The sequence below is a fragment of the Paracoccus versutus genome, from assembly GCF_029909795.1.
Lineage (GTDB): Bacteria > Pseudomonadota > Alphaproteobacteria > Rhodobacterales > Rhodobacteraceae > Paracoccus > Paracoccus versutus.
This window is the reverse complement of sequence record NZ_CP038196.1, coordinates 1,587,241-1,613,619: the sequence shown is the minus strand read 5'-3', so window position 1 is coordinate 1,613,619 and position 26,379 is coordinate 1,587,241. Positions and strand designations below refer to the sequence as shown.

23 protein-coding genes and 1 pseudogene are annotated in these 26,379 nt (G+C 69.9%); 13 read left to right on the top strand and 11 right to left on the bottom strand.

Features of this window, described 5'->3' with window-relative positions:
* Nucleotides 1-348: 348 nt before the first annotated feature.
* Nucleotides 349-798: pseudogene (locus E3U25_RS25025) on the top strand (alpha-hydroxy acid oxidase); the annotation flags it as partial.
* Here E3U25_RS25025 and E3U25_RS08045 read toward each other — a convergent pair.
* Nucleotides 788-1,618: a DUF6635 family protein gene (locus E3U25_RS08045; protein ID WP_116220698.1), complete on the bottom strand. Its 831-nt coding sequence runs from the start codon at nt 1,616-1,618 to the stop codon at nt 788-790. The pseudogene E3U25_RS25025 and the gene E3U25_RS08045 sit on opposite strands and share 11 nt — an antisense overlap.
* Nucleotides 1,619-1,685: 67 nt before the next feature.
* Entirely contained in the window at nt 1,686-2,705 is a 1,020-nt protein-coding gene (locus E3U25_RS08040; RefSeq protein WP_116220699.1) for a YeiH family protein, read from the bottom strand.
* 102 nt (nt 2,706-2,807) lie between these two features.
* Here E3U25_RS08040 and E3U25_RS08035 point away from each other — a divergent pair, with 102 nt between their 5' ends.
* Nucleotides 2,808-3,740, top strand: a complete 933-nt coding sequence (locus tag E3U25_RS08035) for a LysR family transcriptional regulator (protein ID WP_116220700.1) — start codon at nt 2,808-2,810, stop codon at nt 3,738-3,740.
* Nucleotides 3,741-3,843: 103 nt separating this feature from the next.
* On the opposite strand, the gene E3U25_RS08030 is transcribed toward E3U25_RS08035, so the two are convergent.
* Nucleotides 3,844-5,163: a C4-dicarboxylate transporter DctA gene (locus tag E3U25_RS08030; RefSeq protein ID WP_036759250.1), complete on the bottom strand. Its 1,320-nt coding sequence runs from the start codon at nt 5,161-5,163 to the stop codon at nt 3,844-3,846.
* Between the two features lie 172 nt (nt 5,164-5,335).
* Here E3U25_RS08030 and E3U25_RS08025 point away from each other — a divergent pair, with 172 nt between their 5' ends.
* The 3 genes from E3U25_RS08025 to E3U25_RS08015 all read left to right on the top strand — a co-directional run bounded on the left by E3U25_RS08025 (nt 5,336) and on the right by E3U25_RS08015 (nt 9,089).
* Entirely contained in the window at nt 5,336-6,232 is an 897-nt protein-coding gene (locus E3U25_RS08025) for a LysR family transcriptional regulator (protein ID WP_052096186.1), read from the top strand.
* A gap of 51 nt (nt 6,233-6,283) precedes the next feature.
* Nucleotides 6,284-6,844, top strand: coding sequence for a DinB family protein (locus tag E3U25_RS08020; protein ID WP_116220701.1), 561 nt, complete (start codon nt 6,284-6,286; stop codon nt 6,842-6,844).
* A 145-nt stretch (nt 6,845-6,989) separates the two neighbouring features.
* A complete protein-coding gene (locus E3U25_RS08015; RefSeq protein ID WP_116221668.1) occupies nt 6,990-9,089 on the top strand; it encodes a DEAD/DEAH box helicase in 2,100 nt (699 codons plus the stop codon).
* On the opposite strand, the gene E3U25_RS08010 is transcribed toward E3U25_RS08015, so the two are convergent.
* The 5 genes from E3U25_RS08010 to E3U25_RS07990 form a co-directional block, all read right to left on the bottom strand.
* Nucleotides 9,086-10,324, bottom strand: a complete 1,239-nt coding sequence (locus E3U25_RS08010) for an Hsp70 family protein (RefSeq protein ID WP_116220702.1) — start codon at nt 10,322-10,324, stop codon at nt 9,086-9,088. The two genes, E3U25_RS08015 and E3U25_RS08010, sit on opposite strands and share 4 nt — an antisense overlap.
* Nucleotides 10,325-10,406: 82 nt before the next feature.
* Nucleotides 10,407-10,832: a GlcG/HbpS family heme-binding protein gene (locus E3U25_RS08005; RefSeq protein ID WP_072463759.1), complete on the bottom strand. Its 426-nt coding sequence runs from the start codon at nt 10,830-10,832 to the stop codon at nt 10,407-10,409.
* Between the two features lie 29 nt (nt 10,833-10,861).
* Entirely contained in the window at nt 10,862-12,049 is a 1,188-nt protein-coding gene (locus E3U25_RS08000) for an MFS transporter (RefSeq protein WP_116221669.1), read from the bottom strand.
* Between the two features lie 17 nt (nt 12,050-12,066).
* Nucleotides 12,067-12,540 (bottom strand): nucleoside deaminase, encoded by a 474-nt coding sequence (locus E3U25_RS07995; RefSeq protein ID WP_116220703.1) that lies wholly within the window; start codon nt 12,538-12,540, stop codon nt 12,067-12,069.
* A gap of 11 nt (nt 12,541-12,551) precedes the next feature.
* Nucleotides 12,552-13,220 (bottom strand): ankyrin repeat domain-containing protein, encoded by a 669-nt coding sequence (locus E3U25_RS07990; RefSeq protein WP_116220704.1) that lies wholly within the window; start codon nt 13,218-13,220, stop codon nt 12,552-12,554.
* A 293-nt stretch (nt 13,221-13,513) separates the two neighbouring features.
* Between E3U25_RS07990 and E3U25_RS07985 the strand changes: the two genes are divergently transcribed.
* Nucleotides 13,514-14,902 carry an L-cystine transporter gene (locus E3U25_RS07985; protein ID WP_072463756.1) on the top strand — a complete coding sequence of 463 codons (1,389 nt, stop codon included), beginning with the start codon at nt 13,514-13,516 and terminating at the stop codon, nt 14,900-14,902.
* An 84-nt stretch (nt 14,903-14,986) separates the two neighbouring features.
* Here the strand turns inward: E3U25_RS07985 and E3U25_RS07980 are convergent, their stop codons facing one another.
* A complete protein-coding gene (locus tag E3U25_RS07980) occupies nt 14,987-15,940 on the bottom strand; it encodes a LysR family transcriptional regulator (protein WP_036759231.1) in 954 nt (317 codons plus the stop codon).
* 123 nt (nt 15,941-16,063) lie between these two features.
* On the opposite strand from E3U25_RS07980, the gene araD1 reads away from it, so the two are divergent.
* From araD1 to E3U25_RS07965, 3 genes are read left to right on the top strand one after another with little or no spacing between them, the layout of a single operon-like run.
* On the top strand, nt 16,064-17,053 hold the full coding sequence (araD1, locus tag E3U25_RS07975) for an AraD1 family protein (protein ID WP_116220705.1): 990 nt from the start codon (nt 16,064-16,066) through the stop codon (nt 17,051-17,053).
* Between the two features lie 9 nt (nt 17,054-17,062).
* The gene (araD, locus tag E3U25_RS07970) at nt 17,063-18,820 is read left to right on the top strand and encodes an L-arabinonate dehydratase (protein ID WP_116220706.1); all 1,758 of its coding nucleotides are present in this window, start codon (nt 17,063-17,065) and stop codon (nt 18,818-18,820) included.
* Nucleotides 18,820-19,731, top strand: coding sequence for a Gfo/Idh/MocA family protein (locus E3U25_RS07965; protein WP_116220707.1), 912 nt, complete (start codon nt 18,820-18,822; stop codon nt 19,729-19,731). The genes araD and E3U25_RS07965 overlap by 1 nt, the downstream gene beginning before the upstream one ends.
* Before the next feature lie 252 nt (nt 19,732-19,983).
* On the opposite strand, the gene purL is transcribed toward E3U25_RS07965, so the two are convergent.
* Both purL and E3U25_RS07955 read right to left on the bottom strand, forming a co-directional pair.
* On the bottom strand, nt 19,984-22,155 hold the full coding sequence (gene purL, locus E3U25_RS07960; RefSeq protein WP_116220708.1) for a phosphoribosylformylglycinamidine synthase subunit PurL: 2,172 nt from the start codon (nt 22,153-22,155) through the stop codon (nt 19,984-19,986).
* A gap of 307 nt (nt 22,156-22,462) precedes the next feature.
* Complete coding sequence (locus E3U25_RS07955) at nt 22,463-23,383, bottom strand: LysR family transcriptional regulator (protein WP_116220709.1); 921 nt, start codon at nt 23,381-23,383, stop codon at nt 22,463-22,465.
* A gap of 489 nt (nt 23,384-23,872) precedes the next feature.
* On the opposite strand from E3U25_RS07955, the gene E3U25_RS07950 reads away from it, so the two are divergent.
* From E3U25_RS07950 to E3U25_RS07935, 4 genes are all read left to right on the top strand, one after another.
* Complete coding sequence (locus E3U25_RS07950; RefSeq protein WP_036756470.1) at nt 23,873-24,685, top strand: glutamate racemase; 813 nt, start codon at nt 23,873-23,875, stop codon at nt 24,683-24,685.
* 18 nt (nt 24,686-24,703) lie between these two features.
* Entirely contained in the window at nt 24,704-25,147 is a 444-nt protein-coding gene (gene ccmE, locus E3U25_RS07945; protein WP_036756472.1) for a cytochrome c maturation protein CcmE, read from the top strand.
* 76 nt (nt 25,148-25,223) lie between these two features.
* The gene (locus E3U25_RS07940) at nt 25,224-25,835 is read left to right on the top strand and encodes a holin-associated N-acetylmuramidase (RefSeq protein WP_116220710.1); all 612 of its coding nucleotides are present in this window, start codon (nt 25,224-25,226) and stop codon (nt 25,833-25,835) included.
* A complete protein-coding gene (locus E3U25_RS07935; RefSeq protein WP_243785851.1) occupies nt 25,826-26,359 on the top strand; it encodes a holin family protein in 534 nt (177 codons plus the stop codon). The genes E3U25_RS07940 and E3U25_RS07935 overlap by 10 nt, the downstream gene beginning before the upstream one ends.
* Nucleotides 26,360-26,379: the final 20 nt, after the last annotated feature.

The following is a 26,379-nucleotide window of genomic DNA, read 5'->3' as shown; positions in this document are numbered from 1 at the left end:
CGCGCCAGAGCGCAAGCCATTGATAAGTCAACACTTCATGTCGTCTCTGCCTGCCGGTGGAAGGGGATGCATCTTTGTGCCGGGATAACCCATGAACAAAACCCATCCCAAACCGCCAGCCTCGGGGTCTGCCGCGCAATTGCTGCCGACCCTGGGCCTGCTTCCGGTCCTTGCCATTTCCGCGGGGGTCGGCGGCCCCGCCCAGGCGCAGGACACCGTGACGCTGGACACGGCGGTCATCCGCCGCCAGCAGGGCAGCGAGGCCGAGACCCGCTACAAGACCACCGAAAGCGCCTCGGACAAGATCACCGCGCCGCTGCTCGACACGCCACGGACCGTCACCGTCGTGACCGCGCGCCAGATCAAAGAGCGCGGCGGAAGTCGCAGACCCGGTTGCCGCTGCTGCTCAAGGGCATCATGTCGGCGCATGATGCCGAGCGTGCGGTCGCGGCTGGGGTGGACGGGGTGATCGTCTCGAACCACGGCGGGCGGGCGCTGGACACGCTGCCGGCGACGGCCGAGGCTCTGGCGGTCGTCGCCCGCCAGGTCGCCGGGCGCATTCCGGTGCTGTGCGACGGCGGCATCCGTCGCGGCACCGATGCGCTGAAGGCCCTGGCGCTGGGGGCATCGGCGGTGCTGGTCGGGCGGCCGCAGATCCACGCCCTGGCCGTGGGCGGCGCGGCGGGAGTCGCGCATATGCTGACCATCCTGCGCGCCGAGCTGGAGGTCGCCATGGCCCTGACCGGACGCTGCGACCTGGCCGGGATCGACGAAACCGTGCTTTGGCCTAGCCCTTGAAGCTGCGCCACAGGCTCAGCGCCGCATCCGACAGGTCGCCCAGTCGGGCCAGCACATGTTCGCGCCCCAGCCCCGGCCCGTCCTCGGCCCGGTCGAGCCGGCGCAGCAGCCGCAGCACCCGGCGCTTGTGGATGCCGGTCCAAAGCTGGACCGGATCGGCGACCAGCCCGGCAAAGGTCGTCAGGACCGAGGCGAGCATGGCCAGCACCACCCCGGTCAGCAGCAGATCCACGCTGGAAAGCTCTCGCGGGAAGGCGCCATACCACATGCGGCCGGCCCAGCTTCCCAGCGCGAAATCCTCGACCGCCTGTGCCTGCGCCCGCAGATGCGCGACCGGCCCGGCCAGCGAGATCACCCCCGGCGTGGCGCGGTGGAACAGCAAGAGCCCCGAGCCCAGCACCAGGACCGAGGTGGTGATCTCGGAGACCGCATTGCGGGTCTCGGCATAGTCCGAGACGGCGCGGGCGACGCTTTGCGGCGCGGCCTGGGGCGCCAGCCCCTTTTCGGCCAGGTCGTCGATGAAATGGGCCAGATCGGCCTCGATCCTTTGCGCCACGTCGGATTTCAGGAAGATCTGCCGGCGCGACAGCCAGTCGCCGGCGCGCCGCAGCCCGATCCGGCGCAGAAGCGGCGCGGCCAGCCGCACCAGCAGGAACAGCGGCGACAGCATGACGTTCACCGGCGCACGCAGCAGGTCGAGGCCGAGCGCGTGGCGATGCAGCGCCAGCGTGCCGCGCGGGCCATAGCGGGCGCGGACGAAGCGGTGGACCTCGGTCTCGCGCCGGGTCATCGGACGGGGGTCGGCGGGCTTTAGGGCCATGGGCGCGGTCCTTTGGCGGATCGCGCCCAATCTAGGCATCGCGGCGGGGCGGCTCAATGCCGCGCGGTCACAGCAGCGCGACCAGCCCCAGGCCCAGGGTCGAGATGAACAGCCAGGCCAGCGCGCCAAGCGCCAGCGGCCGGACGCCCTTGGCGCGCAGCTTGCGGATGTCGGTTTCGAGCCCCATCGCCGCCAGCGCCATGGTCAGCAGAAAGGCGGTCAGGCCGACCACCTCGGCATGCAGCGCCTCGGGCAGGGGCAGGGCGCTGTTCAGCAGCACGACGGCGATGAAGCCCAGCACGAACCAGGGCGTCGGCGCCGAGCCATGCGCGGCCTTGCCGCCGCGCCGCGCCAGCGCGCCCAGCACCAGGATCAGCGGCGCCAGCAGCATCACCCGGCTCAGCTTGGCCACGGTCGCGGCCTGCCCGGCCTCGGCGCCATGCTGGAAGCCGGCGCCGACGACCTGCGCCACCTCATGCACGGTTGCACCGACCCAGATGCCGTAATGCGAAGGCCCCATCGCCATCATCTCGCCCAGCAGCGGCATGGCGATCATCGAGAGCGAGCCGAAGACCGTCACGCAGGCGATGGCATAGGCCACGTCCTCGTCCGTTCCGCGCGTGACCGTGTTCGTCGCGATCACCGCCGAGGCGCCGCAGACCGAGGTGCCGGCCGCGATCAGCTCGGCCAGCCGCGCCTCGACCCCCAGCGCCCGCCCGGCCCATTTGGTGAAGACGAAGGTCGCGGCCAGCACCACCGCGATCACCGCCACCCCCGCCAGGCCCACGGCGCGCAACTGCTCCAGCGTTAGCTGGAAGCCCAGCAGCACGATGGCGAAACGCAAGACGCGGCGCAGCGAAAAGCCGATGCCCGGCCGCGCCGCCTCGGGCGTGCCGGCCAGGTTGCGCAGCGCCATGCCCAGCACCATGGCCACCACCAGCGGGCTGAGCGCCGGGATGCCCGAGAAGCGCTGCACCGCCGTCGCCAGGACCGCGATGCCGAAGGTCAGCCCCAGCCCCGGCAGCGTGGCGGAAAGCCAGGCCGTGATCGCGGAAGATGTTTGCTGGTTCTGCTCGGTCGAGGACATGATGGCGCTTCCTTGCTTGCAAGGCGGAACATGGTCCCGGATACACGTTCAATCCATCGCATTATATTTGCCATATCGTTCGATTTTGCTTATCAGTTGGCCATGACGCTGGAACAGCTCCGCATCTTCCTTGCCGTGGCCGAGCGGCAGCATGTCACCCGCGCGGCCGAGGCGCTGAACCTGACGCAATCGGCGGTCAGCGCTGCCGTCTCGGCGCTGGAGGCGCGGCATGGCGTGCGCTTCTTCGACCGGGTGGGGCGGCGCATCGTGCTGACCGAGACCGGCGAAGCCTTCATGGCCGAGGCGCGCGCGGTGCTGGACCGCGCCGAGACGGCCGAGATGGTGCTGGAGGATCTGGCGCGCGAGCCGCGCGGGCGGCTGCGGGTCCATGCCAGCCAGACCGTCGCCAGCTACTGGCTGCCGCCGCGGCTGGTCGCGCTGCGCGAGATGCATCCGGGGATCGAGCTGCGGCTGACCGTCAGCAACACCACCCAGGTCGCCGATGCGGTGCAGGAGGGCGGCGCCGACCTGGGGCTGGTCGAGGGCGCGGTGGCGCATGGCGATCTGCACCGGCAGGTGGTGGCGCGCGACCGGCTGGTGCTGGTCATGGCGACCGATCACCCCTGGGCCGGGCGCGACGCCGTGCCCCTGGCCGGGCTGGCGGCGCAGAACTGGATCCTGCGCGAGCCGGGCTCGGGCACCCGGTCCGAGTTCGAGACCTGGATGGCCGGGCAGGGGCTTTCCGTGGCCGGGCTGCCCCTGGCGCTGGAACTGCCCTCGAACGAGGCGGTGCTGAACGCGGTGGCCGCCAGCCAATGCCTTGCCGCGCTGTCGCAACGCGCGGTGGCGCGGCCCGCCGCCGCCGGCTGGATCCGCACCCTGCCGCTGCCGGGGGCAGAGCGGCCGTTCTCGCTGCTGACCAATCCGCAGCGCTATCGCACGCGGGCGCAGCAGGCGCTGATCGGGATCCTGACGGACGAGATCCTGACGGACGAGATCCTGACGGATGAGGGCTTCGCCGCCGGCCTCCCCTAACGCGAAATGGCCTGCGCCATCGGGAGGGAAGGCGCAGGCCGTCTTCTCGGAGGCTGGCGGGGCCGGTCGCGCGGGCCCCGTTCAGCCCCGCGAGGCGACTTCGTCAGCCATGCTGGGGCTGCGACATCGGCGCGTCCTCGTCCAGCACGTCCAGCGTCGGCACGTCCTCGCCCTCGAGGATGCGGCGGGCGCGGTCGCGGTCGATGTCCCCCACCCAGGAGGCGACGACCACGGTGGCGACGCAATTGCCCAGGTAGTTCCCCAAGGCGCGGGCGATGCCCATGAACCAGTCGACCGACAGCACCAGCACCAGCCCGATGGCGGGGATGGCCGGGATCGCGGCCAGTGTCGCGGCCAGGATCACGATGGCCGAGCCCGGCACCCCATGCGCGCCCTTGGACGTCACCAGCGCCACGCCCAGGATGGCCAGAAGGTCGGTGGTGGACAGCGGCGTGTTGGTGGCCTGGGCGATGAAGACCGCCGCCAGCGTCAGGTAGATCGAGAAGGCGTCGAGGTTGAAGGAATAGCCCGTCGGCACCACCAGCCCCACGGTCGAGTCCTTGATGCCCAGGTGTTCCAGCTTGCGCATGGTCTGCGGCAGCACGGCGTCGCTGCTGGCGGTGCCGGCGACGATGCCGACCTCGGTGCGCAGGTAGCGCAGCAGCTTGAAGATGCTGAAGCCCGCCAGCCGCAGCACGAAGCCCAGGATCACGAAGACGAAGATGGCGATGGTGACATAGAACAGCCCGACCAGGTAGCCCAGCTGCGCCAGCGAGCCGATGCCGTATTGCCCGACGGTGAAGGCGATGGCGCCGAACACGCCCAGGGGCGCCAGCCGGACGATGAAATACATGATCTTGAAGGTGACGTCCCCGGTCAGCTCGATCATGTGCAAAAGCGGCTTGCCGCGCTCGCCCACCAGCGACAGGGCGCAGCCGAACAGGATCGCGACCAGCAGAACCTGCAGGATGTCGCCCTGGGCGAAGCCGCTGATCATCGTGGTCGGGATCAGCTTCATCAGGAACTCGACGGTGCCGCCGCTGCTGACTTCATGCGCGCGGTCCACATAGGCCGACAGCGCCGAGGCGTCGAGCTGGCTCACGTCGATGTTCATGCCGTGGCCGGGGCCGAACAGATAGGCGACCGCGATGCCCAGGGCCAGGGCGATGGTGGTGATGATCTCGAAATAGACGATGGCGCGGACGCCGACCTTGCCGACCTTTTTCAGGTCGCCCGCGCCGGCGATGCCATGCACGACGACGCAGAACACGATGACGGGGATCAGCATCTTGATGAGCTTGATGAACCCGTCTCCCAGCGGCTTCATCTTGGCGGCGAATTCGGGCGCGAAGAAGCCGGCGACGATCCCCAGCACCAGCGCCACGCAAACCTGTCCAAACAAGGACCTGGACCAATTCGGCATGTGTTTTCTGTTCCTCCCTGTGACGGAAGGGGGGCCGCGATGCGCCCGATGCATCTCCTCGCGCATCGGGCGCATGGCCGCGGCCGGTCCCCTCATGCCGAAGAGTGTTGGCCAAGGGCACATCCGTGTCTAATATCGATTTACCGTTAATCCATAGGGTGACGATATGAGAATGCGCCAGCTTCGCTGCTTCGTCGTCCTGGCCGAAGAGCTGAACTTCACCCGCGCCGCCCGGCGGCTGAACATGTCGCAGCCGCCGCTGAGCACGCAAATCCAGACACTTGAGCGCGAGGTCGGCGCCGAACTCATCAGCCGTACCAGCCGCAAGGTGGCGCTGACGCGGGCGGGCGCGCTGTTCCTGCCCAGGGCGCGCAACATGCTGGACCAGTATGAACGCAGCCTGCAGGAGATCCGTGAAATCCAGCAGGGCCAGGACGGATTGCTGGAAATCGGGGCAACCGGCTCGATCCTGCGCGGCGGCCTGGCCGAGTTGCTGGCGCATTTCGCCCGGCTGCACCCGCGAATCACCCTGCGCGTCCACGAACAGACCCCGGCCGCGCAGCTGACCGAGGTGCTGAGCCGGCGCACCGACGTCAGCTTCAACCGCTCGGTGCCGCGCGACGAGGAACTGGCCTATGAATACGGCTGGCGCGAAGAGATGGTGGCGCTGGTGCGCAGCGACCACCGGCTGGCCGGGCGCACCTGCGTCTCGATCGACGACCTGCGCGAGGACCAGCATGTCGTGCTGCGCCCCGACAGTTCCGATTTCGCGGCCTATGTCATGGCCTGCATCGTCGCCTCGGGCTATCGGCCGCGGGTCTCGCAGCAGGTGGTGGACGCGCAGTCGGTCCCCAGCCTGATCGTGGCGGGCTTCGGGGTCAGCATCGTGCCGGCGGGCATCGCCAGGCTGACGGCGGGGCCGCTGACCTTCCTGCCGATCCGGCCCGACCCGCCGGTTTCCGAGGTCTATATCGTCTATCACCACCGCGACCCGGTGCCGGCGCTGCAGCTGTTCCTGGCCGAGATCCGCCGCAGCCTGGGCCACGATCCGGCCGGGCCGGCGCGCTGAGGGCTCGACCCGGCGGGGGCCGCGCGGCATCATCGCGACCGGAGGTGCCCGATGACCGAGATGCTGCGCATGCTGCGCAAGCTGGCGCAGATGAACCGGCTGGCCAATGCCCGGCTGCATCGCGCCTGCGCCGCCCTGCCGCCCGGCGGATACGAGGCGCCGCGCCCGTCCTTCTTCGGCTCGATCCGCGCCACGCTGAACCATGTCCTGCTGGTCGACCGCTTCTATATCGATGCGCTGGCGGGCCGGCCGCTGGACAAGGCCGCGCTGGCCGAGGCGGGGGACTGCCCGGACCTTGCGCGGCTGGCCGAATGGCAGGCGCACGAGGACGACCGCCTGCTGGCGCTGGTCGCGGCGCTGACGCCCGACACCCTGGCGGAAATCGTGCCGGTGGATCGCGGCTCGCGCATGCAGCACGACCGCTGCGACGACCTGCTGTCGCATCTGTTCCAGCACCAGACCCATCATCGCGGGCAGGTGCATGGCCTGCTGTCGCAGGCCGGCGTGGTCCCGCCGCAGCTGGACGAATTCATCGTCGGCGACGATGCGGCGGCGCGGGCCGAGGACATGGCGCGGCTCGGCTGGACCGAGGATCAGCTGATGCGGCCCTAGTTTCGCTTTGACTTGCGGGCCGGGACAGGATAGGCGGGCGGCTTGGCTCCGCATTCCGGGCCGGCGGGCCATGGGAGGGCCCGGCCGCAAAGGGGATGGTGCCTTTCACCGGATGCGCCCCCGCATCCCCTTTCTGGCGAAGAAGATGAACGAACATGATATTGCCGCGCCCTTGGCCGCGGCGCTGGCGGCCAAGGGCTATGCCAGCCTGACCTCGGTGCAGGAAGCGGCGCTCGCGCCCGAGGCGCGGGGTCGCGACGTGCTGGTCTCGGCCCAGACCGGCTCGGGCAAGACCGTGGCCTTCGGCCTGGCCATGGCCGGCGACATCCTTGCGGGCGACACCCTGCCCGACGCAGAGCAGCCGCTGGCGCTGGCCATCGCGCCCACGCGCGAGCTGGCCTTGCAGGTGGCGCGCGAGCTGGGCTGGCTTTACGAACAGGCGGGCGCGCGCATCGCCACCTGCGTCGGCGGCATGGACTATCGCACCGAGCGCCGGGCGCTGGAGCGCGGCGCCCATATCGTCGTCGGCACCCCCGGCCGCTTGCGCGACCATATCGAGCGCGGCTCGCTGGACCTGACCGCCCTGCGCGCCTGCGTGCTGGACGAGGCGGACGAGATGTTGGACCTGGGTTTCCGCGAGGATCTGGAGTTCATCCTGGGCAGCGCGCCCGAGGAACGGCGCACGCTGATGTTCTCGGCCACCGTGCCCCCGGCCATCGAGGCGCTGGCCCGCGACTTCCAGCGCGACGCGCTGCGCATCCAGGCCATGGGCGAGGCGCGCCAGCACGGCGACATCGACTATCGCGCCCTGTCGGTGACGACCCGCGACCGCGAGCATGCCATCTTCAACACCCTGCGCTTCTACGAGGCCAGCCGGGCGATCATCTTCTGCAAGACCCGCGCCAACGTGAACCACCTGCTGGCGCGCATGGGCAATCGCGGCTTCAAGGTGGTGGCGCTGTCGGGCGAGCTGTCCCAGCAGGAACGCAGCCACGCCCTGCAAGCGCTGCGCGACGGCCGGGCGCGGGTCTGCATCGCCACCGACGTGGCGGCGCGCGGCATCGACCTGCCGGGGCTGGAGCTGGTGATCCATGCCGACCTGCCGACCAATCCCGACACGCTGCTGCACCGTTCCGGCCGCACCGGCCGGGCTGGGGCCAAGGGCACCTCGGTGCTGATCGTGCCGGCGGCGGAATACAAGCGGGCGCAGCGCCTGCTCCAGCGCGCCAAGCTGGTCGCGGAATGGGGCAAGGCCCCCTCGGCCGACGAGGTGCAGGCCCGCGACGACGCGCGGATGCTGGACCATCCCGCCCTGGCCGAGGCGCCGGGCGACGAGGCGGGATTGGCCGCGGCGCTGCTCGACCGTTTCGGTGCCGAGCGTGTCGCCTCGGCCTTCGTGCGGCTGTGGCGCGAGGGGCGCCCGGCGCCCGAGGAACTGTCGGAAAACGTGGCACCCGCGCCTGCCGCGCCGCGCGAGCGGGGCGAGTTCGGGCCGGCAGTCTGGTTCCTGCTTTCGGTCGGCCATTCCGGCCGGGCCGAGGCGCGCTGGCTTTTGCCCAAGATCTGCGAGGCGGGCGGCATCACCCGCGACGCGATCGGCGCGATCCGGGTCAAGACCGACCAGACCTTCGTGCAGATCGCCGCGCCCGCCGCGCCGAATTTCGGCGAGCGGGTGGAGCTGGAGCCGGGCCTGACCATGCGCCGGATCGAGGGCGAGCCGGTTTTCGAGACCGGCCCCGTGCGCGACAGGCGGCCCGGCCGGCATGGGTATTTGGAGAACGGAGAAACATCCGACGCGCCCCTGCGGGACAGGAAGCCGCATCGCGGCCAGCCCGCGCGCCCCGCGTGGTCGGAAGATGGGCCCAGGTCCGAGCCGAAGCCCAAGCCGGCCCGGCGTCCGGCGCTGCTGGACCCGGAGCAGGTAAAGCCCGCCCCCCGTGCCGTGCCCGACCGCGACGCCGCGCCGGAAGCGGCGGCTGAAGCCCCGCGCAAGGCCCGCTGGAGCGCCGAGAAGAAGCAGGCGCACAAGGCCGCGCCGAAAACCGCTCCGCGTGCGGAGGGGAAATCGGCGGGCTTCAAGACACATGGCGGCGCGGCGCGCCACGACCGTCCCGCGCGTGGCGACGGCGCCGAGGCGCGTCCCCGGCGCGCCGCCGGCTTCAAGTCGCACAAGCCTGCGGCCGGCGGGTCGGGCAAGGGCGGCGACAGGCCCTTTCGCGCCGGGCCGAAGCCCGGCAAGCGCTAGGCCGCCGTCGCCAGCGCCAGCCCGTCCACCACCGCGGTGAACGCCCCCGCGCGCCGCAGCTGCGCGCCGGGGCAAAGCCGCAGCGCCTCGGCGGCGACGAAGCCCATCAGGCTGGAGCCGCCGACCAGGATCACGCTGCCCACCTGTCCGGGCGCGATGCCGGCCAGCCGCAGCGTTTCGGCCGCGGCTTGCGCGAGATCCCCGCGGCAATCCGACAGCGCCGCCTCCAGCGAGGCGGGCGAGATTTCCGGCGCCAGCCCTGGCTCGACGAAGCCCATGGCGATGCGCGCGCCCTCGCCGGCATTGGCGGCGATCTTGCCGCGCTCGACGGCAAAGGCCAGCTCATGGCCCAACTCCTCGTCCAGCACCGCGACCAGCCGGTCCATCGCCTTGCGGTCCACCGCCATGCGCGCCATCCCGGCGGCCATGCGCCGCGTCTCGGGCACGTAGAGAAAGGGGATCCTGGCCCAGGTCGCTAGGTCGACATAGATCGCATTCGGCACCGGCAGCAGCCCCGGCCCCATGGCGCGGCGCAGCTGCCCGCCGTGGCCCAGGGCCGGCATGGCATGGCAGAGCGAGACCTGCTGGTCGAAATCCGTGCCCCCCAGCCGGATGCCGTGATTGGCAAGGATCTGCACCCCCGCGCCGCTGCTGCGAAAGACCGAGAAATCCGAGGTGCCGCCGCCGATGTCGACGATCAGCCCGATCTCGCCCGCGCGGCCCAAGCCATGGCTGGCCAGCGCCGCCGCCTCGGGCTCGGGCAGGAAGGCGACCTCGTCGAAGCCGGCCGCCAGGTAGCAGCCGCGCAGGTCCGCCTCGGCCTGGGCGTCGCGGGCGGGGTCGTTCGAATGGAAATGCACCGGCCGGCCGGAAAGCGCGCGGCGAAAGCGCCGGCCCGCCGCCGCCTCGGCCCGCTCGCGCAGGGCGGCGAGGAAGGCGGCGACGATGTCGCAAAGCGTGCGGCGCTTGCCGGCGATCAGCCGCGATTCGTGGAAAAGCGCCGTCCCGAGCACGCTTTTCAGCGCCCGCATGTAGCGGCCCTCGGCGCCCTGGACCAGCGCCTCGGCCGCCGCCGCGCCGATGCGCATGGCGCCGCCCTGCGCCGGGAAGAAGACGGCGGTCGGCAGGGTCTCGGCCCCCGGCTCGATGGCGATGCGCCGGGGCCGGCCGTCGTGCAGGATCGCGGCGGCCGAGTTCGAGGTTCCGAAATCGATGGCAAGCCTGTCGTCCAGCATCCCCGTGCCCCTGTCCGCAAAGCCCGCGCTGCTAGCCTTTTGCGGGGCCGGGCGCAAGTGCAACCGGCCGGAAGGGGTGCGGTCAGGCGCGATGCGCCCGCCAATGGTCGATGCCGGCCTGCGCCACCGCCTGGTCCTGCGCGGGCGTTCCCGAGGATACGCCGATGCCGCCGACGGTCTGGCCGTCGTGATCGACCGGCAGGCCGCCGCCCACCACCATCAGCCGCCCGCCGATGGCCGAGGAGATGCCCCAGGCCGGGGCGCCCGGCTGGCTGGCGGCGCCGTATTCATGCGTGGCCTTGCGCGCGGCGGCGGCGGTGAAGGCCTTGTCGATGGCGATGGTCGCCGACGTGACCTTGCCGCCGTCCATGCGGCAAAAGGCCAGGAGCTGGCCGCTTTCGTCGGTGACGGCGATGCACATGGGCACGCCGATCTCGCGGGCATGGGCCTCGGCGCCGGCGATCAGCAGGCGGGCATCGGCCTGGTCCAGTCGGGTGATGGTCAGCATGGTTTCTCCTCCTCCTTGTCGAAAATCGTTCACTCGGCCGGCGCGCCGCCGCTGTGCTGCGGGCCGGGCCGGTGCAGGGCGCCGCGGTAGCTGGCCGGCGACAGGCGCAGCGCCAGCGCGCAGACCGCAAGCACGGCCGCCAGATGCAGCGCCCAGCCGAGGGTGAAGCTGCCGGTCAGGTCGTGCAGCAGCGCCAGGATCCAGGGCGGGATCGCGGCCAGCAGGAAGCCTCCGCCCTGCATCAGCGCCGCCAGCGCCCCGGCCTGGGCGGGATCGGGCAGGTGGTCCAGCGCCACGATCATCATCAGCGAAAAGCAGCCGCCAAGCCCGGCGCCCAGCAGGAAGGCAATGGGATAGGGCGCGGCCTCGGGGCGCAGGACCAGCATGGCGAAGCCGAGCGCCTGCATGGCCAGGCAGATCCCCAGCCAGGGCCGCCGGTCGCTGCCGCGGCTGGCCAGGACCGGCGTCGCCAGCGCCGAGACCGCCTGTCCCACCGCCAGCACCGCCAGCAGCCCGCCGCTGGCACCCGCCGACCAGCCCAGATCCTGGAACGCAGGCGCAAGCCAGGCGACGGACGAGGAATAGCCGCCGTTGATCAGCCCGAAACAGGCCATCAGCAGCCAGACCCGCGGCAGGCGCAGCCAGTGCCACAACCCCTGCCGGCTGCCCTGCGGCGCGCGCGCCTCGGGCGGCAGGGCCAGCGCCACCAGCAGCGCGGTCAGCGCGGCGGGCAGCGCCAGCCAGCCAAGCGCCAGCCGCCAGCTGCCCGACCAGGCGGCGATCAGCGGTGCGGCCTGCGCGCCAAAGGCGCCGCCGCCCATCATCATCGCGGCGTAAAGCCCCATGGCCAGGTTGATGCCGCGCGGGAATTCGCGCTTGATGATGGTGGGGAACACCGCCTGAACCACCGCCGCGCCCGCGCCCAGCAGCACGGCCGAGCCCAGCATGTCCAGCGCCGAATGCGCCCACAGCCGCAGGCCCGAGCCCAGGCCCAGCACCAGCAGCGCCAGCACGGCGGCGCGTTTCGCCCCCAGCCGCGCCTGGATCTCCGGCCCCAGGAAGGCACCCGCCCCCATCAGCAGGATCGGCAGCAGCGTCAGCGCCGAAAGGCCCTGCATGGTCAGGCCGGTCTCGGCCGAGATCGGCGCCGCCAACGGGCCGACCCCGGTCAGGAAGGGCCGCAGCGCCAGCCCGACCAGGGCCACCACGGCCAGCATCAGCGGCTGCCGGTTCGTCACGCCTGGTCCTGCCGTGCCTTCCAGCCTGCATATAGGTCGCCCGCGCCCTGGGGCCGCACGGGCAGGTAGCGAATGGCGATGGATTGCTGTTCCAGGGGCCTTGCCATCTCTTCGTAGAGCGCGGCCGTGGACAGGCCATAGGGCGCGCCGTCCTGGTTCGAATAGGCGTAATGCACATCGGCGACGCCCGCCAGCCGCATGGCGGCCAGGCACATCGGGCAGGGCTGGCCGCTGGCATAGACCGCGCAGCCGGCAAGATCGGGCGAGCCCAGCCGCAGCGCGGCAGCGCGCAGCGCCACCAGCTCGGCATGGGCGGTCGGGTCGTGGGTGGCGACGGTTTCGTTGACGCCGGTGGCCAGCACCTCGCCGCCCCGCACCACCACCGCGCCAAAGGGCCGCCCGCCCGCCTGCGCGTTGCGATGCGCCAGCATCACCGCCTGTTCCAGATAGTGCCTCGCCTTGTCGGTCATCGCCTTTCCCCTCATCTTGCGCCGGCGGCAACCAGCCGGGCCGCGATCGCGTCGAAGCCCATGCGGCGGGCATGGGCCAGCGCCGAGACCCCCTCGCCATCGGGCAGGTTCACATCGGCCCCGGCCGCGACCAGCAGGTCGACGACCTGCTGCTGGCGCGGGCCGCCATCGCCCAGGATGATCGCCTCCAGCAGCGCGGTCCAGCCCAGCCGGTTGACGTGATCGACCTCGACTCCGGCCTGGATCAGCCGGCGGACGGTCTCGACATGGCCGCGCTCGGCCGCCGGGATCAGCGCCGTGCCGCCGAAGCGGTTGGTGCTGGCCAGGTCGGCGCCATGGGCCAGCGTCAGCTCCAGGATCTCCAGATGCCCGCGCGCCCCGGCATAAAGATAGGGGCTGTCCTCGATGGCATCCCTGGCGTTCACGTCGGCGCCGGCCTCGACCAGAGCCCGCGCCGCCTCGACCCGGTTGGCATGGGTCGCCACCAGCAAGGGCGTGCGCCCCTTGGCGTCGCGCGGGTCCACGGGCACGCCGCGGGCCAGAAGCGCGCGGATGGCCGCGGCATCGCCATCGGCCGCGGCGGTGAACAGGGCGGTCTCTGGCATGGTCTGTGCCTGGACGGGCAAGGGGCTGGAGGCGCCCAGGACGAATGCGAACAGGATCGCCAGAAGCTTGTGCATGGCCTGCCTTGCTGTTGCGATTGGACCCGGCGCCGGCGGCGCGATCCCAAGCGGCCGCAGGGATCGGTTTCGCAAAGGGTATCGCGGCGGCGCAGCGAAAATAATCTCGAATATCCGAATGCTGTTTCAATATTTCGTGGAAAATAACCGCCCGAACCGCGGCCAAAGGGCCTTGCGGCGCGCGGCCGCCTGGCTTTATCGGCCAAGGACCGCGGAGCCGCGCGGCCGATGGGCTATACGCCGGACGTGCATTGTGGCTTGATGGGTCAATCTGAAATTGCCGGAGACGCGCGATGGCATCCGTCCTCATCAACCTTGTGATCTTTGCCGCGCTGATCGTCGTGCTGGTCCGCCTGCAGGGCGGGCAGCTGACGCTGTCGGTGCGGGTCTTCATCGCCCTTGTCCTGGGCACGCTGTTCGGGATCGGGCTGCAACTCGTCCATGGCACCGGCGCGCCGGCGCTGCAAACTACGATCGACTGGATCAACGTGGTGGGCAACGGCTATGTGCAGCTGTTGCAGATGGTGGTGATGCCGCTGGTCTTCGCGGCGATCCTCAGCGCGGTGGCGCGGCTGCACGACGCCTCGGCGCTCGGCCGGATCTCGGTGCTGACCCTGGGCACGCTGCTTGGCACCACCGCGATCGCGGCCTTCGTCGGCGTGGTCATGTCGCTGGCCTTCGGCCTCACCGCCGAGGGCCTGGCCCAGGGCGCGGCCGAGACCGCCCGGCTGACCGCGCTCGAGACCACCTATGCCCCGCGCGTCGCCGACCTGACGGTGCCGCAGCTGCTGTTGTCCTTCATCCCCAGGAACCCCTTTGCCGAGCTGACCGGGGCGAACCCGACCTCGATCATCGCGGTGGTGGTCTTTGCCGCCTTCCTCGGCGTCGCCGCCATCCGCCTGCTGCGCCGCGATCCCGAAAAGGGCCGCAGCCTGCTGAACCTGATCGACATCCTGCAGGCCTGGATCGGCCAGCTGGTGCGGCTGATCATGGTGCTGACCCCCTATGGCGTCATGGCGCTGATGACCAAGATGGCGGCGACCTCGAACGCGGCCGACATCCTGAACCTGGGCAAGTTCGTCGTCGCCTCCTACCTGGGCCTCGCGATCATGTTCGGGGTGCATGCCGTGCTGCTGACGCTGACCGGGGTGAACCCGCTGACCTTCTTTCGCAAGATCGTCCCGGCGCTGACCTTCGCCTTCTCCAGCCGCTCCAGCGCCGCGACCATCCCCCTCAATGTCGAGATCCAGACCCGCCGGCTGGGCGTGCCGCAGACCATCGCGTCCTTCTCGGCCTCCTTCGGGGCGACCATCGGCCAGAACGGCTGCGCCGGGCTCTATCCGGCGATGCTGGCGGTGATGGTGGCGCCGACGGTCGGCATCAACCCGCTGGACCCGGCCTGGATCATGACGCTGCTGGCCATCGTCACGCTGTCCTCGGCCGGGGTCGCGGGCGTGGGCGGCGGCGCCACCATGGCGGCGCTGATCGTGCTGCCGGCCATGGGCCTGCCGGTGACGCTGGTGGCGCTGCTGATCTCGGTCGAGCCGCTGATCGACATGGGGCGCACGGCGCTCAACGTCTCGGGCTCGATGACGGCAGGCACGGTCACCTCGCAGATCCTCGGCCAGACCGACAAGGCCGTCCTGCAAAGCCGGGAAGAGCGCGGCCTGCAAAACGCCTGACGACATCCCGGCGCCGCCCGCAGACGCTGCGCCGGACTTCTTCGTTCCCCAAATACCCATGCGACGGCGCGCGCTGTCGCCGGTTCAGCCGAATGCGTCCCGCACCGGGCTTTTCGACAGCGCCACCAGCTTCTCGCGCAGCCGCAGCGCCAAGGGCGACAGCGGCCGGCGCTTCAGGTCCAGGAGGTAATAGGGCGAGACGCGGATCTCATGCGGCACCTGCAGCATGGCGAAGCCCGCCCCGACCGGCGGCCGGATCAGCAGCTCCGCCACCTCCTCGGACATCGGCGCCACCGCGTCGCTTTGCGCCAGATAGGCGATGGTCAGCAGCAGCGAGGGGCTGTTGACGATGTTCTTCGGCTCGGACAGGCCGACATCGGCAAAGGCCGCCAGCGCCGCCTCGCGGATCGGCGCGCCGCGCTGCTGCATGATCCATTCCTGCCCGGCCAGTTCGGTCAGCGTGACCGGGGCGGCGCGGCCCAGCGGGTGGCTCGACCGCACGAGGAAGGCCACCTTCTCGTCCCGCATCGGCAGGATGTTGAAATCCTGGCTGTCGAATTCCGGCAGGATGCGGGCCAGGACGAAATCCATCTCTCCGGCCGCCAGGTGCAGCAGCAACTCGCGCGAGGGCATGACGTCCACGGTGATGTCGGCATCCGGCGCGCCCTGCTTGATCTCGCGGATGGCCGAGACCAGGTAGCTGACCGCCGGCCCCGTCACCGCCCCCACCCGCAGCGCGCCGCCGAAGCCCTCGCGCAGCGCCTGCACCTCCGAGGCCATGCTGAACATCTCGCGCAGGATGACGCGGGCGCGGCGCAGCACGGCGCGGCCGATCTCGGTCGGCTCCATGCCCTTGGGCTGGCGCAGGAACAGCTGCGCGCCGACCTGGTTCTCGATCTCGGCCAGCATGCGCGATGCGGCAGGCTGGGTCATGCCGACCCGCTCGGCCGCCAGCTGCAGCTGGCCGGTTTCGGCGATCTGCTGGATCAGCCGCAATTGCGCGGGCTTCAGCATCAGGCGGGCAGGGGGTAATGACATGACGATTCCGATATGCAGACTGCAGGCGATGTAATTTTACCATTATGTCGTTTCATGGCTAGATCAAGCGCAACCGCCAGGCTGCGCGGCGCCGCCTGGCCGATCTGCGCGGGGGACCATGCCATGTTTCTGTCGCAATTGCTTTTGCCGGGTGGCGGGCGCGGGGTTGCCTTGCGCGAAGGCGATGCCGCGCATCTGGTTCCGGGGGCCGAGAGCACCCGCGACCTGGCGCAGGCCGCCATCGCTGCCGGCCGCGGGCTGGCCGAGGAGGCTGCGCGCCGCGGCCGCGGCGCGCCGGTCGACCTGGCCCAGGCCCTGGCCGAGGGGCGGGTGCTGCCGCCCGTCGACCATCCCGACCCCGCGCATCTGCACCTGACCGGCACCGGGCTGACGCATCTGGGCTCGGCCGCGACGCGGGATGCGATGCATGGCGCACCCGATGCGGGCGAGCTGACCGACAGCATGAAGATGTTCCGCATGGGGCTCGAGGGCGGCAAGCCGCGTCCGGGCGAGGCGGGTGTGCAGCCCGAATGGTTCTACAAGGGCAACGGCCATGCCGCCGTGGCGCCGGGCGCGCCGCTTGCCTCGCCCGCCTTCGCGCTCGACGCGGGCGAAGAGCCCGAGATCGCCGGGCTCTACCTCATCGGCCCCGACGGCACGCCCTTTCGCCTGGGCTTTGCGCTTGGCAACGAGTTCTCGGACCATGTGACCGAACGGGGCAACTACCTCTGGCTCGCCCATTCCAAGCTGCGCCCGGCCAGCTTCGGCCCCGAGATGCTGCTGGGCGCGCTGCCGCAGCATGTCGAGGGCAGCAGCCGCATCCTGCGCGACGGGGCGGTGCTTTGGGAAAGGCCCTTCCTGTCGGGCGAGGCGAACATGAGCCACAGCATCGCCAACCTGGAACACCATCATTTCAAATATGCGCTGTTCCGCCAGCCGGGCGACGTGCATGTGCATTTCTTCGGCACGGCGACGCTGTCCTTTGCCGACGGCGTCCATGCCCGGCCGGGCGACGTGTTCCAGATCGAGGCCCCCGCGCTCGGCCTGCCGCTGCGCAACCCGCTGGTCCAGCTGCCCAACGATGCGGCGCCGGTCGCCGTCGCCACTCTCTAGAGGTCGCCCATGTCGTCCAGCACCCCGTCCTTTACCCCCGCCCCATGGCCGCGCAAGCTGCGCTCGCAGCATTGGTATGGCGGCAATTCGCGCGACACGATCTATCACCGCGGCTGGATGAAGAACCAGGGCTATCCGCATGACCTGTTCGACGGCCGCCCGGTGATCGGCATCCTGAACACCTGGTCGGACCTGACGCCCTGCAACGGCCACCTGCGCGAACTGGCGGAAAAGGTGAAGGCGGGCGTGTGGGAGGCCGGCGGCTTTCCGGTCGAGGTGCCGGTGTTCTCGGCCAGCGAGAACACCTTCCGCCCGACCGCGATGATGTTTCGCAACCTCGCGGCGCTGGCCATCGAAGAGACGATCCGCGGCCAGCCCATCGACGGGGCGGTGCTGCTGGTGGGCTGCGACAAGACCACGCCCAGCCTGCTGATGGCGGCGGCCTCGACCGACATTCCCTCGATCGTCGTCACCGGCGGGCCGATGCTGAACGGCTGGTTCCGGGGCGAGCGCATCGGCTCGGGCACGCATCTGTGGAAGTTTTCCGAGGCGGTGAAGGCCGGCGAGATGACCCAGGCCGAGTTCCTCGAGGCCGAGGCGAGCATGTCGCGCTCATCCGGGACCTGCAACACCATGGGCACCGCCTCGACCATGGCCAGCATGGCCGAGGCGCTGGGGATGGCGCTGTCGGGCAATGCCGCGATCCCGGCGGTGGATTCGCGCCGCCGCACCATGGCGCAGCTGTCGGGCCGGCGCATCGTGCAGATGGTCAAGGACGACCTGAAGCCCAGCGACATCCTGACCAAGCAGGCCTTCGAGAACGCGATCCGCACCAATGGCGCCATCGGCGGCTCGACCAACGCAGTGGTGCATCTGCTGGCGCTGGCCGGCCGGGTCGGGGTCGATGTGACGCTGGCGGACTGGGACCGGCTGGGGCGCGACGTCAAGACCATCGTGAACCTGATGCCCTCGGGGAAATACCTGATGGAGGAGTTCTTCCATGCCGGCGGCCTGCCGGTGGTCATCAAGCGGCTGGGCGAGGCCGGGCAGCTTCACAAGGACGCGCTGACCGTCAGCGGCGCCACGATCTGGGACGAGGTCAAGGAGGTGGTGAACTGGAACGAGGAGGTGATCCTGCCCGCCGACCGGCCGCTGACCGACCAGGGCGGCATCGCCGTGCTGCGCGGCAACCTGGCGCCGAACGGGGCGGTGCTGAAGCCCTCGGCCGCCAGCCCGCACCTGATGGTGCATCGCGGCCGGGCGGTCGTCTTCGAGGACATCGACGACTACAAGGCCAGGATCGGGGACGAGGCGCTGGACATCGACGAGACCTGCGTCATGGTGCTGAAGAACTGCGGGCCCAGGGGCTATCCCGGCATGGCCGAGGTCGGCAACATGGGCCTGCCGCCCAAGGTGCTGCGCAAGGGCATCACCGACATGGTGCGGGTGTCCGATGCGCGCATGTCGGGCACCGCCTATGGCACCGTGGTCCTGCACACCTCGCCCGAGGCGGCGGCGGGCGGGCCGCTGGCCGTGGTGCGCGACGGCGACATGATCGCGCTCGACGTGCCGAACCGCCGGCTGCACCTGGACATTTCGGACGCGGAACTGGCGGCGCGGCTGGCCGAATGGCGGCCGCTGCCCGACCAGCCCGCCAGCGGCTATGCCTGGCTGCACCAGCAGCATGTCATGGGCGCGGATACCGGCGCGGACCTGGATTTCCTGCGCGGCTGCCGCGGCAACCCGGTCGGAAAGGACAGCCACTGATGCGGATCGCGCTCGTCGGCATCGGCAAGATCGCGCTGGACCAGCACGTCCCGGCGCTGGCGGCCAGCCCCGACTGGGAACTGGCAGCGACCGTCAGCCGGCATGGAAGGGTCGAGGGGGTCGAGGGTTTTGCGCGCATCGAGGACATGCTGGAGGCCCGCCCCGATATCGGCGCGGTCAGCCTGTGCCTGCCGCCCGTGCCGCGCTTTCAGGCGGCGCAGGCGGTCTTGCGCGCCGGCCGGCACCTGATGCTGGAAAAGCCGCCCGGCGCGACGCTCTCCGAAGTCCATATCCTGCGTGACCTGGCGCAGGCGCAGGGCGTGACGCTGTATGCCAGCTGGCATTCGCGCATGGCCCATGCGGTGGCGGCGGCCAAGGCCTGGCTGGCCGGCCGCGTGATCCACGAGGGCCGGATCACCTGGCGCGAGGACGTGCGCAAATGGCATCCCGGCCAGGACTGGATCTTTCAGGCCGGCGGCATGGGCGTCTTCGACCCCGGCATCAACGCGCTGTCGATCCTGACCGAGATCCTGCCGATGCCGGTGCATGTCACCGCGGCCGAGCTGGACTTCCCGCAGAACCGCCAGGCCCCCATCGCCGCGCGGCTGAACCTGTCGCATGGGATCGCGGCCGATTTCGACTTCCGCCAGCAGGGCCCGCAGACCTGGGACATGGAGTTCCAGACCGACGCCGGCCAGCTGGCGCTGCGCCTGGGCGGCAACCTGCTGGAGATCGACGGCCACCCGGCGACGGGCGAGGCCAGCATCATGGGCGAATACCCGGCGCTCTACGCCCGCATGGCGGCGCTGGTGCGCAAGGGCGCCTCCGACGTCGACCTCTCCCCCATGGTCCTGACCGCCGACGCCTTTACCCTCGGCAGCCGCCGGATCGTCGAGCCCTTCGTTTTCTAGTAGGCCGCTGAAAAAAGGGTTTTGACGGGGCCCCGTGGCGGAATTCGTTCTGGATTCGGCGGCGACCGGCCTGAAAACCGGGCATTTTCGGCAGGATTGAGGCGACTTTCCCGGTTCCCGGCCCAAGCTCTCCTGTCGCACGCAGCAGCCTGCCAGGGGCCGGCGCCGGCACGGCGAAACCGCCGGCTAGCGCTTTCTCTGTTCCCCAAATACTCCCCGCCGGAGGCAGCGGCCAAGGGCCGCTTTCCGGGCTCAGGCGAGTTCCAGGTTCAGGCTTTTCTCGAAGGCGGTGCGATAAAGCTGCGACAGCTCGGCCAGGGGCGCGGCATCGCCGCCAAGGACCACCGTCTCGCCGCCGAAGCTGCCGGCCGTCGCCAGCGGCACGCCGGCCGCCGCGGCCGCATCGGCCAGCTTGGCCGCGTTCCCGGCGGTGCAGGCGACCAGGTAGCGCGCCTGGTCCTCGCCGAAAAGCTGGGCGATCCCGGCGCTGTCCAGCGTCACGCCCAGGCCTGCCGCCTCGGCCAGTTCGAAGGCCGCCAGCGCCAGCCCGCCATCCGACAGGTCGGCCGCGGCCCGGACCAGCCCGCCATGCGCGCGCAGGAATTCGCCATTGCGGCGCTCGGCGGCCAGGTCCACGGGCGGCGCGTCGCCGGCCTCGATGCCGAAGGCCTCGGCGGCCAGCGCCGACTGGCCCAGGTGGCCCCGCGTCTCGCCGATGACCAGCGCCAGGTCGCCCTCGGCCGGCAGGCCGGCGATCAGCCCGTCCAGGTCGGCGATCAGCCCGACGCCGCCGATGGTGGGCGTGGGCAGGATGCCCTTGCCGTCGGTCTCGTTGTAAAGCGAGACGTTGCCCGAGACGATGGGGAAATCCAGCGCCGCGCAGGCCTCGCCGATGCCCTTGATGGCGCCGACCAGCTGGCCCATGATCTCGGGCTTTTCCGGGTTGCCGAAGTTCAGGTTGTCGGTGGTGGCCAGCGGCAGGGCGCCGCAGGCGGTCAGGTTGCGGTAAGCCTCGGCCACCGCCTGCTTGCCGCCCTCATAGGGGTTCGCCCGGACATAGCGCGGCGTCACGTCGCTGGTGAAGGCCAGCGCCTTCTTCGTGCCATGCACCCGCACCACCCCGGCGCCCAGGCCGGGGCGGCGGATGGTATCGGCGCCGACCTGGGTGTCGTATTGTTCCCAGACCCAGCCCTTGTGGGCGTAGCTGGGGCTGCCGATCAGCGCCTTCAGCGCCGCGATCGGGGCAAGGGCGGGCAGGGCGGGCATCTCGGGAGCGGCAGGCGTTTCCACCCAGGGGCGGTCGTATTCCGGCGCGCTGGAGGAAAGCTTGGACAGCGGCAGGTCGGCCTTGACCTCGTTGCCGTGGACGATCAGGAAACGGTCCTCGGCGATGGTCTCGCCGACGATGGCGAAGTCCAGGTCCCATTTCTCGAAGATCGCCCGCGCCTCGGCCTCCTTCTCGGGCTTCAGCACCATGAGCATGCGTTCCTGCGACTCGGACAGCATCATCTCATAGGCGGTCATGGCGGTTTCGCGCTGCGGTACGGCGTCCAGCACCAGCTTGATGCCCAGGCCCCCCTTGTCGCCCATCTCGACCGCCGAGCAGGTCAGCCCGGCCGCGCCCATGTCCTGGATCGAGATCACGCTGTCGGTCTGCATCAGCTCCAGGCAGGCTTCCAGCAGGCATTTCTCGGTAAAGGGGTCGCCGACCTGCACGGTCGGGCGCTTTTCCTCGATGGTGTCGTCGAACTCGGCCGAGGCCATGGTGGCACCGCCGACGCCGTCGCGCCCGGTCTTGGCGCCCAGGTAGACCACCGGCATGCCCACGCCCGAGGCGGCCGAATAGAAGATCTTGTCGCTGTCGGCCAGGCCCGCGGCAAAGGCGTTCACCAGGCAGTTGCCGTCATAGCTGCGGTGAAAGCGCACCTCGCCGCCCACGTTCGGCACGCCGAAGGCATTGCCATAGGCGCCGATCCCCTCGACCACGCCCTTGACCAGATGCGCGGTCTTGGGATGCTCGGGCCGGCCGAAGGACAACGCGTCCATGGCGGCGATGGGGCGGGCGCCCATCGTGAAGACGTCGCGCAGGATGCCGCCGACGCCGGTCGCGGCGCCCTGGTGCGGTTCGATATAGCTGGGGTGGTTGTGGCTCTCCATCTTGAAGACCACGGCCTGGCCGTCGCCGATGTCCACGACGCCCGCGTTCTCGCCCGGACCGCAGATCACCTGCGGGCCGGTGGTCGGCAGGGTGCGCAGCCATTTCTTGGACGACTTGTAGGAGCAATGCTCGTTCCACATGGCCGAGAAGATGCCGAGTTCGGTGAAGCTCGGCTCGCGACCGATGATCTCGAGGATGCGCTGGTATTCGTCGGGCTTGAGCCCGTGCGCGGCGATCAGTTCCTCGGTGATCTGCGGTTCGTTCATGTCCTGGCGCCTTTCCCCCGGTTTTGCGGCCTTTTAAGCGGCGGCGAAGGGTTAGGAAAGGGGCCCGCGCGCGGGGCCGGGAAAAACCGCGGCCGGCGGGGCAAAAAAAAAGCCGGGCATGAAGCCCGGCTCAAGTCCAACAGGGAGGTTGAAGGTGATGAGAGTTTCCTCAAACCATCGCCTTCGAGATCGGAAATATGTGCAGTCGGCGAACGGTTCAAGGATCATTTCCGCATTGCAGCACATGCCCGATATGCATTCTGCGAATGCCTCGGGCAAAGCCGTGCGGCATCTGCCCGTTTCGCGCTCATCCCGCGGAGGGGTCGGCGGCCTGTTCCTCGGTCTGCTGGCGGCGCAGGGACTGGATCTCCTCCAGCACGAAATCGCGGAAGGCGGCGACGCGGCGCGAGGCGCGCAATTCCTCGGGGAAGGCCAGGAAGACCGGCACCTCGCCCGACTGGATGTCGGGCAACACGCGGGTCAGGCTGAGGAAATCCGACGACAGGTAATCCGGCAGGACGCCGATGCCGACATGGTTCAGCACGCCTTGCAGCACGCCGAAGTAATTGTTCACCATCAGGGTCGAGCTGACGTTGCGCGCCAGCAGCATCTGCGACAGCACCGCGCCCGAGCTGACCTGCGGCGTCTGCGGGTTCTGGCAGATCAGCCGGTGCGGCCCCAGATCCTCCAGCGTCTCGGGGGTGCCGGCCTTGGCCAGATATTCCGGCGTGGCATAAAGCCGCATGCGAATGTTCAGCAGCCGGCGGCGGATCAGATCCTGCTGGTTCGGCTCTTTCATGCGGATGGCCACGTCGGCCTCGCGCATGGGCAGGTCCAGCACGCGTTCTTCCAGCATCAGGTCGATCTTGAGATCGGGATAGCGATCGTAAAGCTTGGCCAGCCGCGGCACCAGCCACATGGTGCCGAAGCCGGTGGTGGTCGTGACCTTGAGTTCGCCGAAGACGCTTTCCTCGCTGTCGCGGATGCGGGCGGCGGTGGTGTCGAGCTTGCGGACCATGGAAGAGGTCGCCTCGAACAGCAGTTCCCCCTGTTCGGTCAGGATCAGCCCGCGGGCATGACGGTGAAAAAGGGTGGTGCCCAGCGAATCCTCCAGCGCGCGGATCTGGCGGCTGACGGCGGACTGGGACAGGTGCAAAACATCGCCCGCGTGGGTCAGGCTGCCCGCGTCGGCGACGGCGTGAAATATTCTTAACTTATCCCAGTCCATAACAGTGCTTTCTTGCGGCATCAGCCATGCAATCCGTGCAACCCTTATCACAGAAGGTTAGCGGAACAAGCCTGCAAAACGCCAAGAAAACCCTTTCTCGGACAGTGTTGCTTACCCACAATGCGCAGCGAATGGCCACCCGGCGAGCAGGGGCAGGCCAGGCCTGTGCAAATCCCGTCCGGGGTGCCGATTCGGACCGGCGAAACGTCACGCGCTTTTGAACTGCGCCGGGTGGTCTGGGGCAGGGTCCGGGCGGGTGCCCCCGACCGGGCGCGGGACCGGGCCGCGCGACCTTCTGCCGCAAGGGCGGCCCGCCGCTGCCGCCCCTGCGTCCCGCCGGCAGGGGAATCGGCCGGGAAAACCCGTGCTGGGGCGGCCCCAAAGGCCTTGCCTCGCCGCACTCCCCGGCCCGGCGGCGGGGTGACATAAATCATGGCATTCCGGCGCGGCGCATCCTAAAAAAGGCCATTCGCGAGCAGGAGGCTAGTCATGGCGGTGGGCGTATTCGATTCGGGTCTGGGCGGGCTGACTGTTCTGGCCGCCATCGCCGCCCGGATGCCCGACCTGCCGCTGGTCTATCTGGGCGACAATGCCCATACCCCCTATGGCGTGCGCGACGCCGAGGACATCTTCGGCCTGACCTGCGCCGGGGTCGAGCGGCTTTGGGCCGAGGGCTGCGATCTGGTGATCCTGGCCTGCAACACCGCCTCAGCCGCCGCGCTCAAGCGCATGCAGGAGACCTGGCTGCCCGCGGATAAGCGCGTGCTGGGGGTCTTCGTGCCGATGATCGAGGCACTGACCGAGCGCGGCTGGGGCGACAATTCGCCCCCGCGCGAGGTGGCGGTGAAGCATGTGGCGCTGTTCGCCACGCCCGCCACCGTGGCAAGCCGCGCCTTCCAGCGCGAGCTGGCCTTTCGCGCCATCGGCGTCGATGTCGAGGCCCAGCCCTGCGGCGGCGTCGTCGATGCCATCGAGATGGGCGACGAGATCCTGGCCGAGGCGCTGGTGACATCCCATGTCGAGGCGCTGTTGCGCCGGATGCCGCATCCCGAGGCGGCGATCCTGGGCTGCACGCATTACCCGCTGGTGCAGGCCGCCTTCCAGAAGGCGCTGGGGCCGGGGGTCAAGGTCTATTCCCAGCCCGACCTGGTCGCCGAAAGCCTTGATGACTATCTTGAGCGCCATCCTGAAATGCTGGGCGCGGGCACCCGTTCGCGCTTCCTGACCACGGGCGATCCCGAGCGCGTCTCGGGCAAGGCCACGCAATTCCTCCGCCATCCGATCAGGTTCGAAAGCGCCTGAACAAGGAAAGCTTGCAACATGAAGTCATTGAAGAAAAGACGCCGGATCCAGATCCTGATAGCCGCCGCCGTGGCCCTTGTGCTGGCCGTCGGGCTGATCGGCTACGGGTTTCGCGACGGCATCAACCTTTACCGCTCGCCCAGCCAGATGACCGAGAACCCGCCCGAGGTGGGCGAGGTGTTCCGCCTGGGCGGCCTGGTCGAGGACGGCAGCCTGGTGCGCGGCGCCAGCGAGACGGTGACCTTCCGCGTGACCGACGGCGGCGCCACCATCCCGGTGCGCTTTACCGGCGTGCTGCCCGACCTGTTCTCGGAAGGCCAGGGCATGATCGGCACCGGGCGAATGGAGGGCGAGACCTTCGTCGCCTCGGAAATCCTGGCCAAGCACGACGAGAACTACATGCCGCGCGAAGTCATGGATTCGCTGAAGGAGCAGGGCGTCTACCAGGAGCCGAACTCCTGACGCAACGCGCGCCCGGTTAACGGCCGGTTAACCGGATTTCTCCAGCCTTGGTCCGCTTCAGGATTGGGGGCTGGACATGAAGACAGTAACGCAGATCGCGGCCGAGATCGTCGCGCGTGAGGGGGGCTACGTCAACGACCCCGACGATCCGGGCGGGGCGACGAAATTCGGCGTCACGCTGGCGACCCTGCAGCGGCTGGGGATCGACAAGACCGGCGACGGGCGGGTCGACGTGGCGGATGTCAGGGCGTTGACCCGCGCCGATGCCGAGCGCATCTTCGTCGAGCATTATTTCCGCCGCCCGCGGCTGGCGGAACTGCCGGTCTCGGTGCAGGCCTCGGTCTTCGACATGTATGTCAATGCCGGTGCCAATGCGGTGAAGATCCTGCAACGGCTGGCCACGCGCATGGGCTTTGCGGCCACGGACGACGGCGTGGTCGGGCCGCGCACCATCCAGGCTGCGCAGCAGGCCGATGCGGCGGCGCCGGGCTATTTCGCCGATGCCTACGGGATCGCGCGGCGCAACTATTACTACGCATTGGGCGATGCGCGCCCGGCCAGCCGCAAATACGCCCGCACCAGAACGGGGGGCAAGGGCGGCTGGATCCTGCGGGCCGAGGAGTTCATCTCGGCCAAGTATCACCTGACGGCGGCCGAGCATCGGGCGAGGGTGGCGAAATGGGGCTGATGGACCGTTTCCTGGGCGCCAGCGGCGCCGTCACCACCGTCGCCAATGCCGCGACCGGCGTGGCCGAGGTGTTCCGCGAGAACGCGACGCGGCGCATGGAACTGGACGAAGAGGCCTATGCCCGCGCCATCGCCCAGCTTTCCGGCGAGTTCGCCGCCCAGCCGTGTGGTTGGTTCGACGCGATGATGAACGGGCTGAACCGGCTGCCGCGGCCGCTGATGACGCTGGGGACGGTGGGGCTGTTCACCTATGCCATGGCCGATCCCGAGGGTTTCGGCCTGCGGATGGAGAACCTGAACCTGGTGCCCGAGCCGCTCTGGTGGCTGCTGGGCGCCATCATCAGCTTCTATTTCGGCGCGCGAGAGGCGCATTACTTTCGCAGCCGGCCCATGCTGCCCGTCCCGCCGCGCAAGGCAGGCGCCGAGGACGCGCCGGCCGCATCCCAGGCGCCGCTGATGACGGCCGAGCCCTTCGAGGACAACCCGGCCCTGCGGGATTGGGCCGCGGCCGGCGCGGCGCGCTAGCGATGCTGTGACAATCTGGC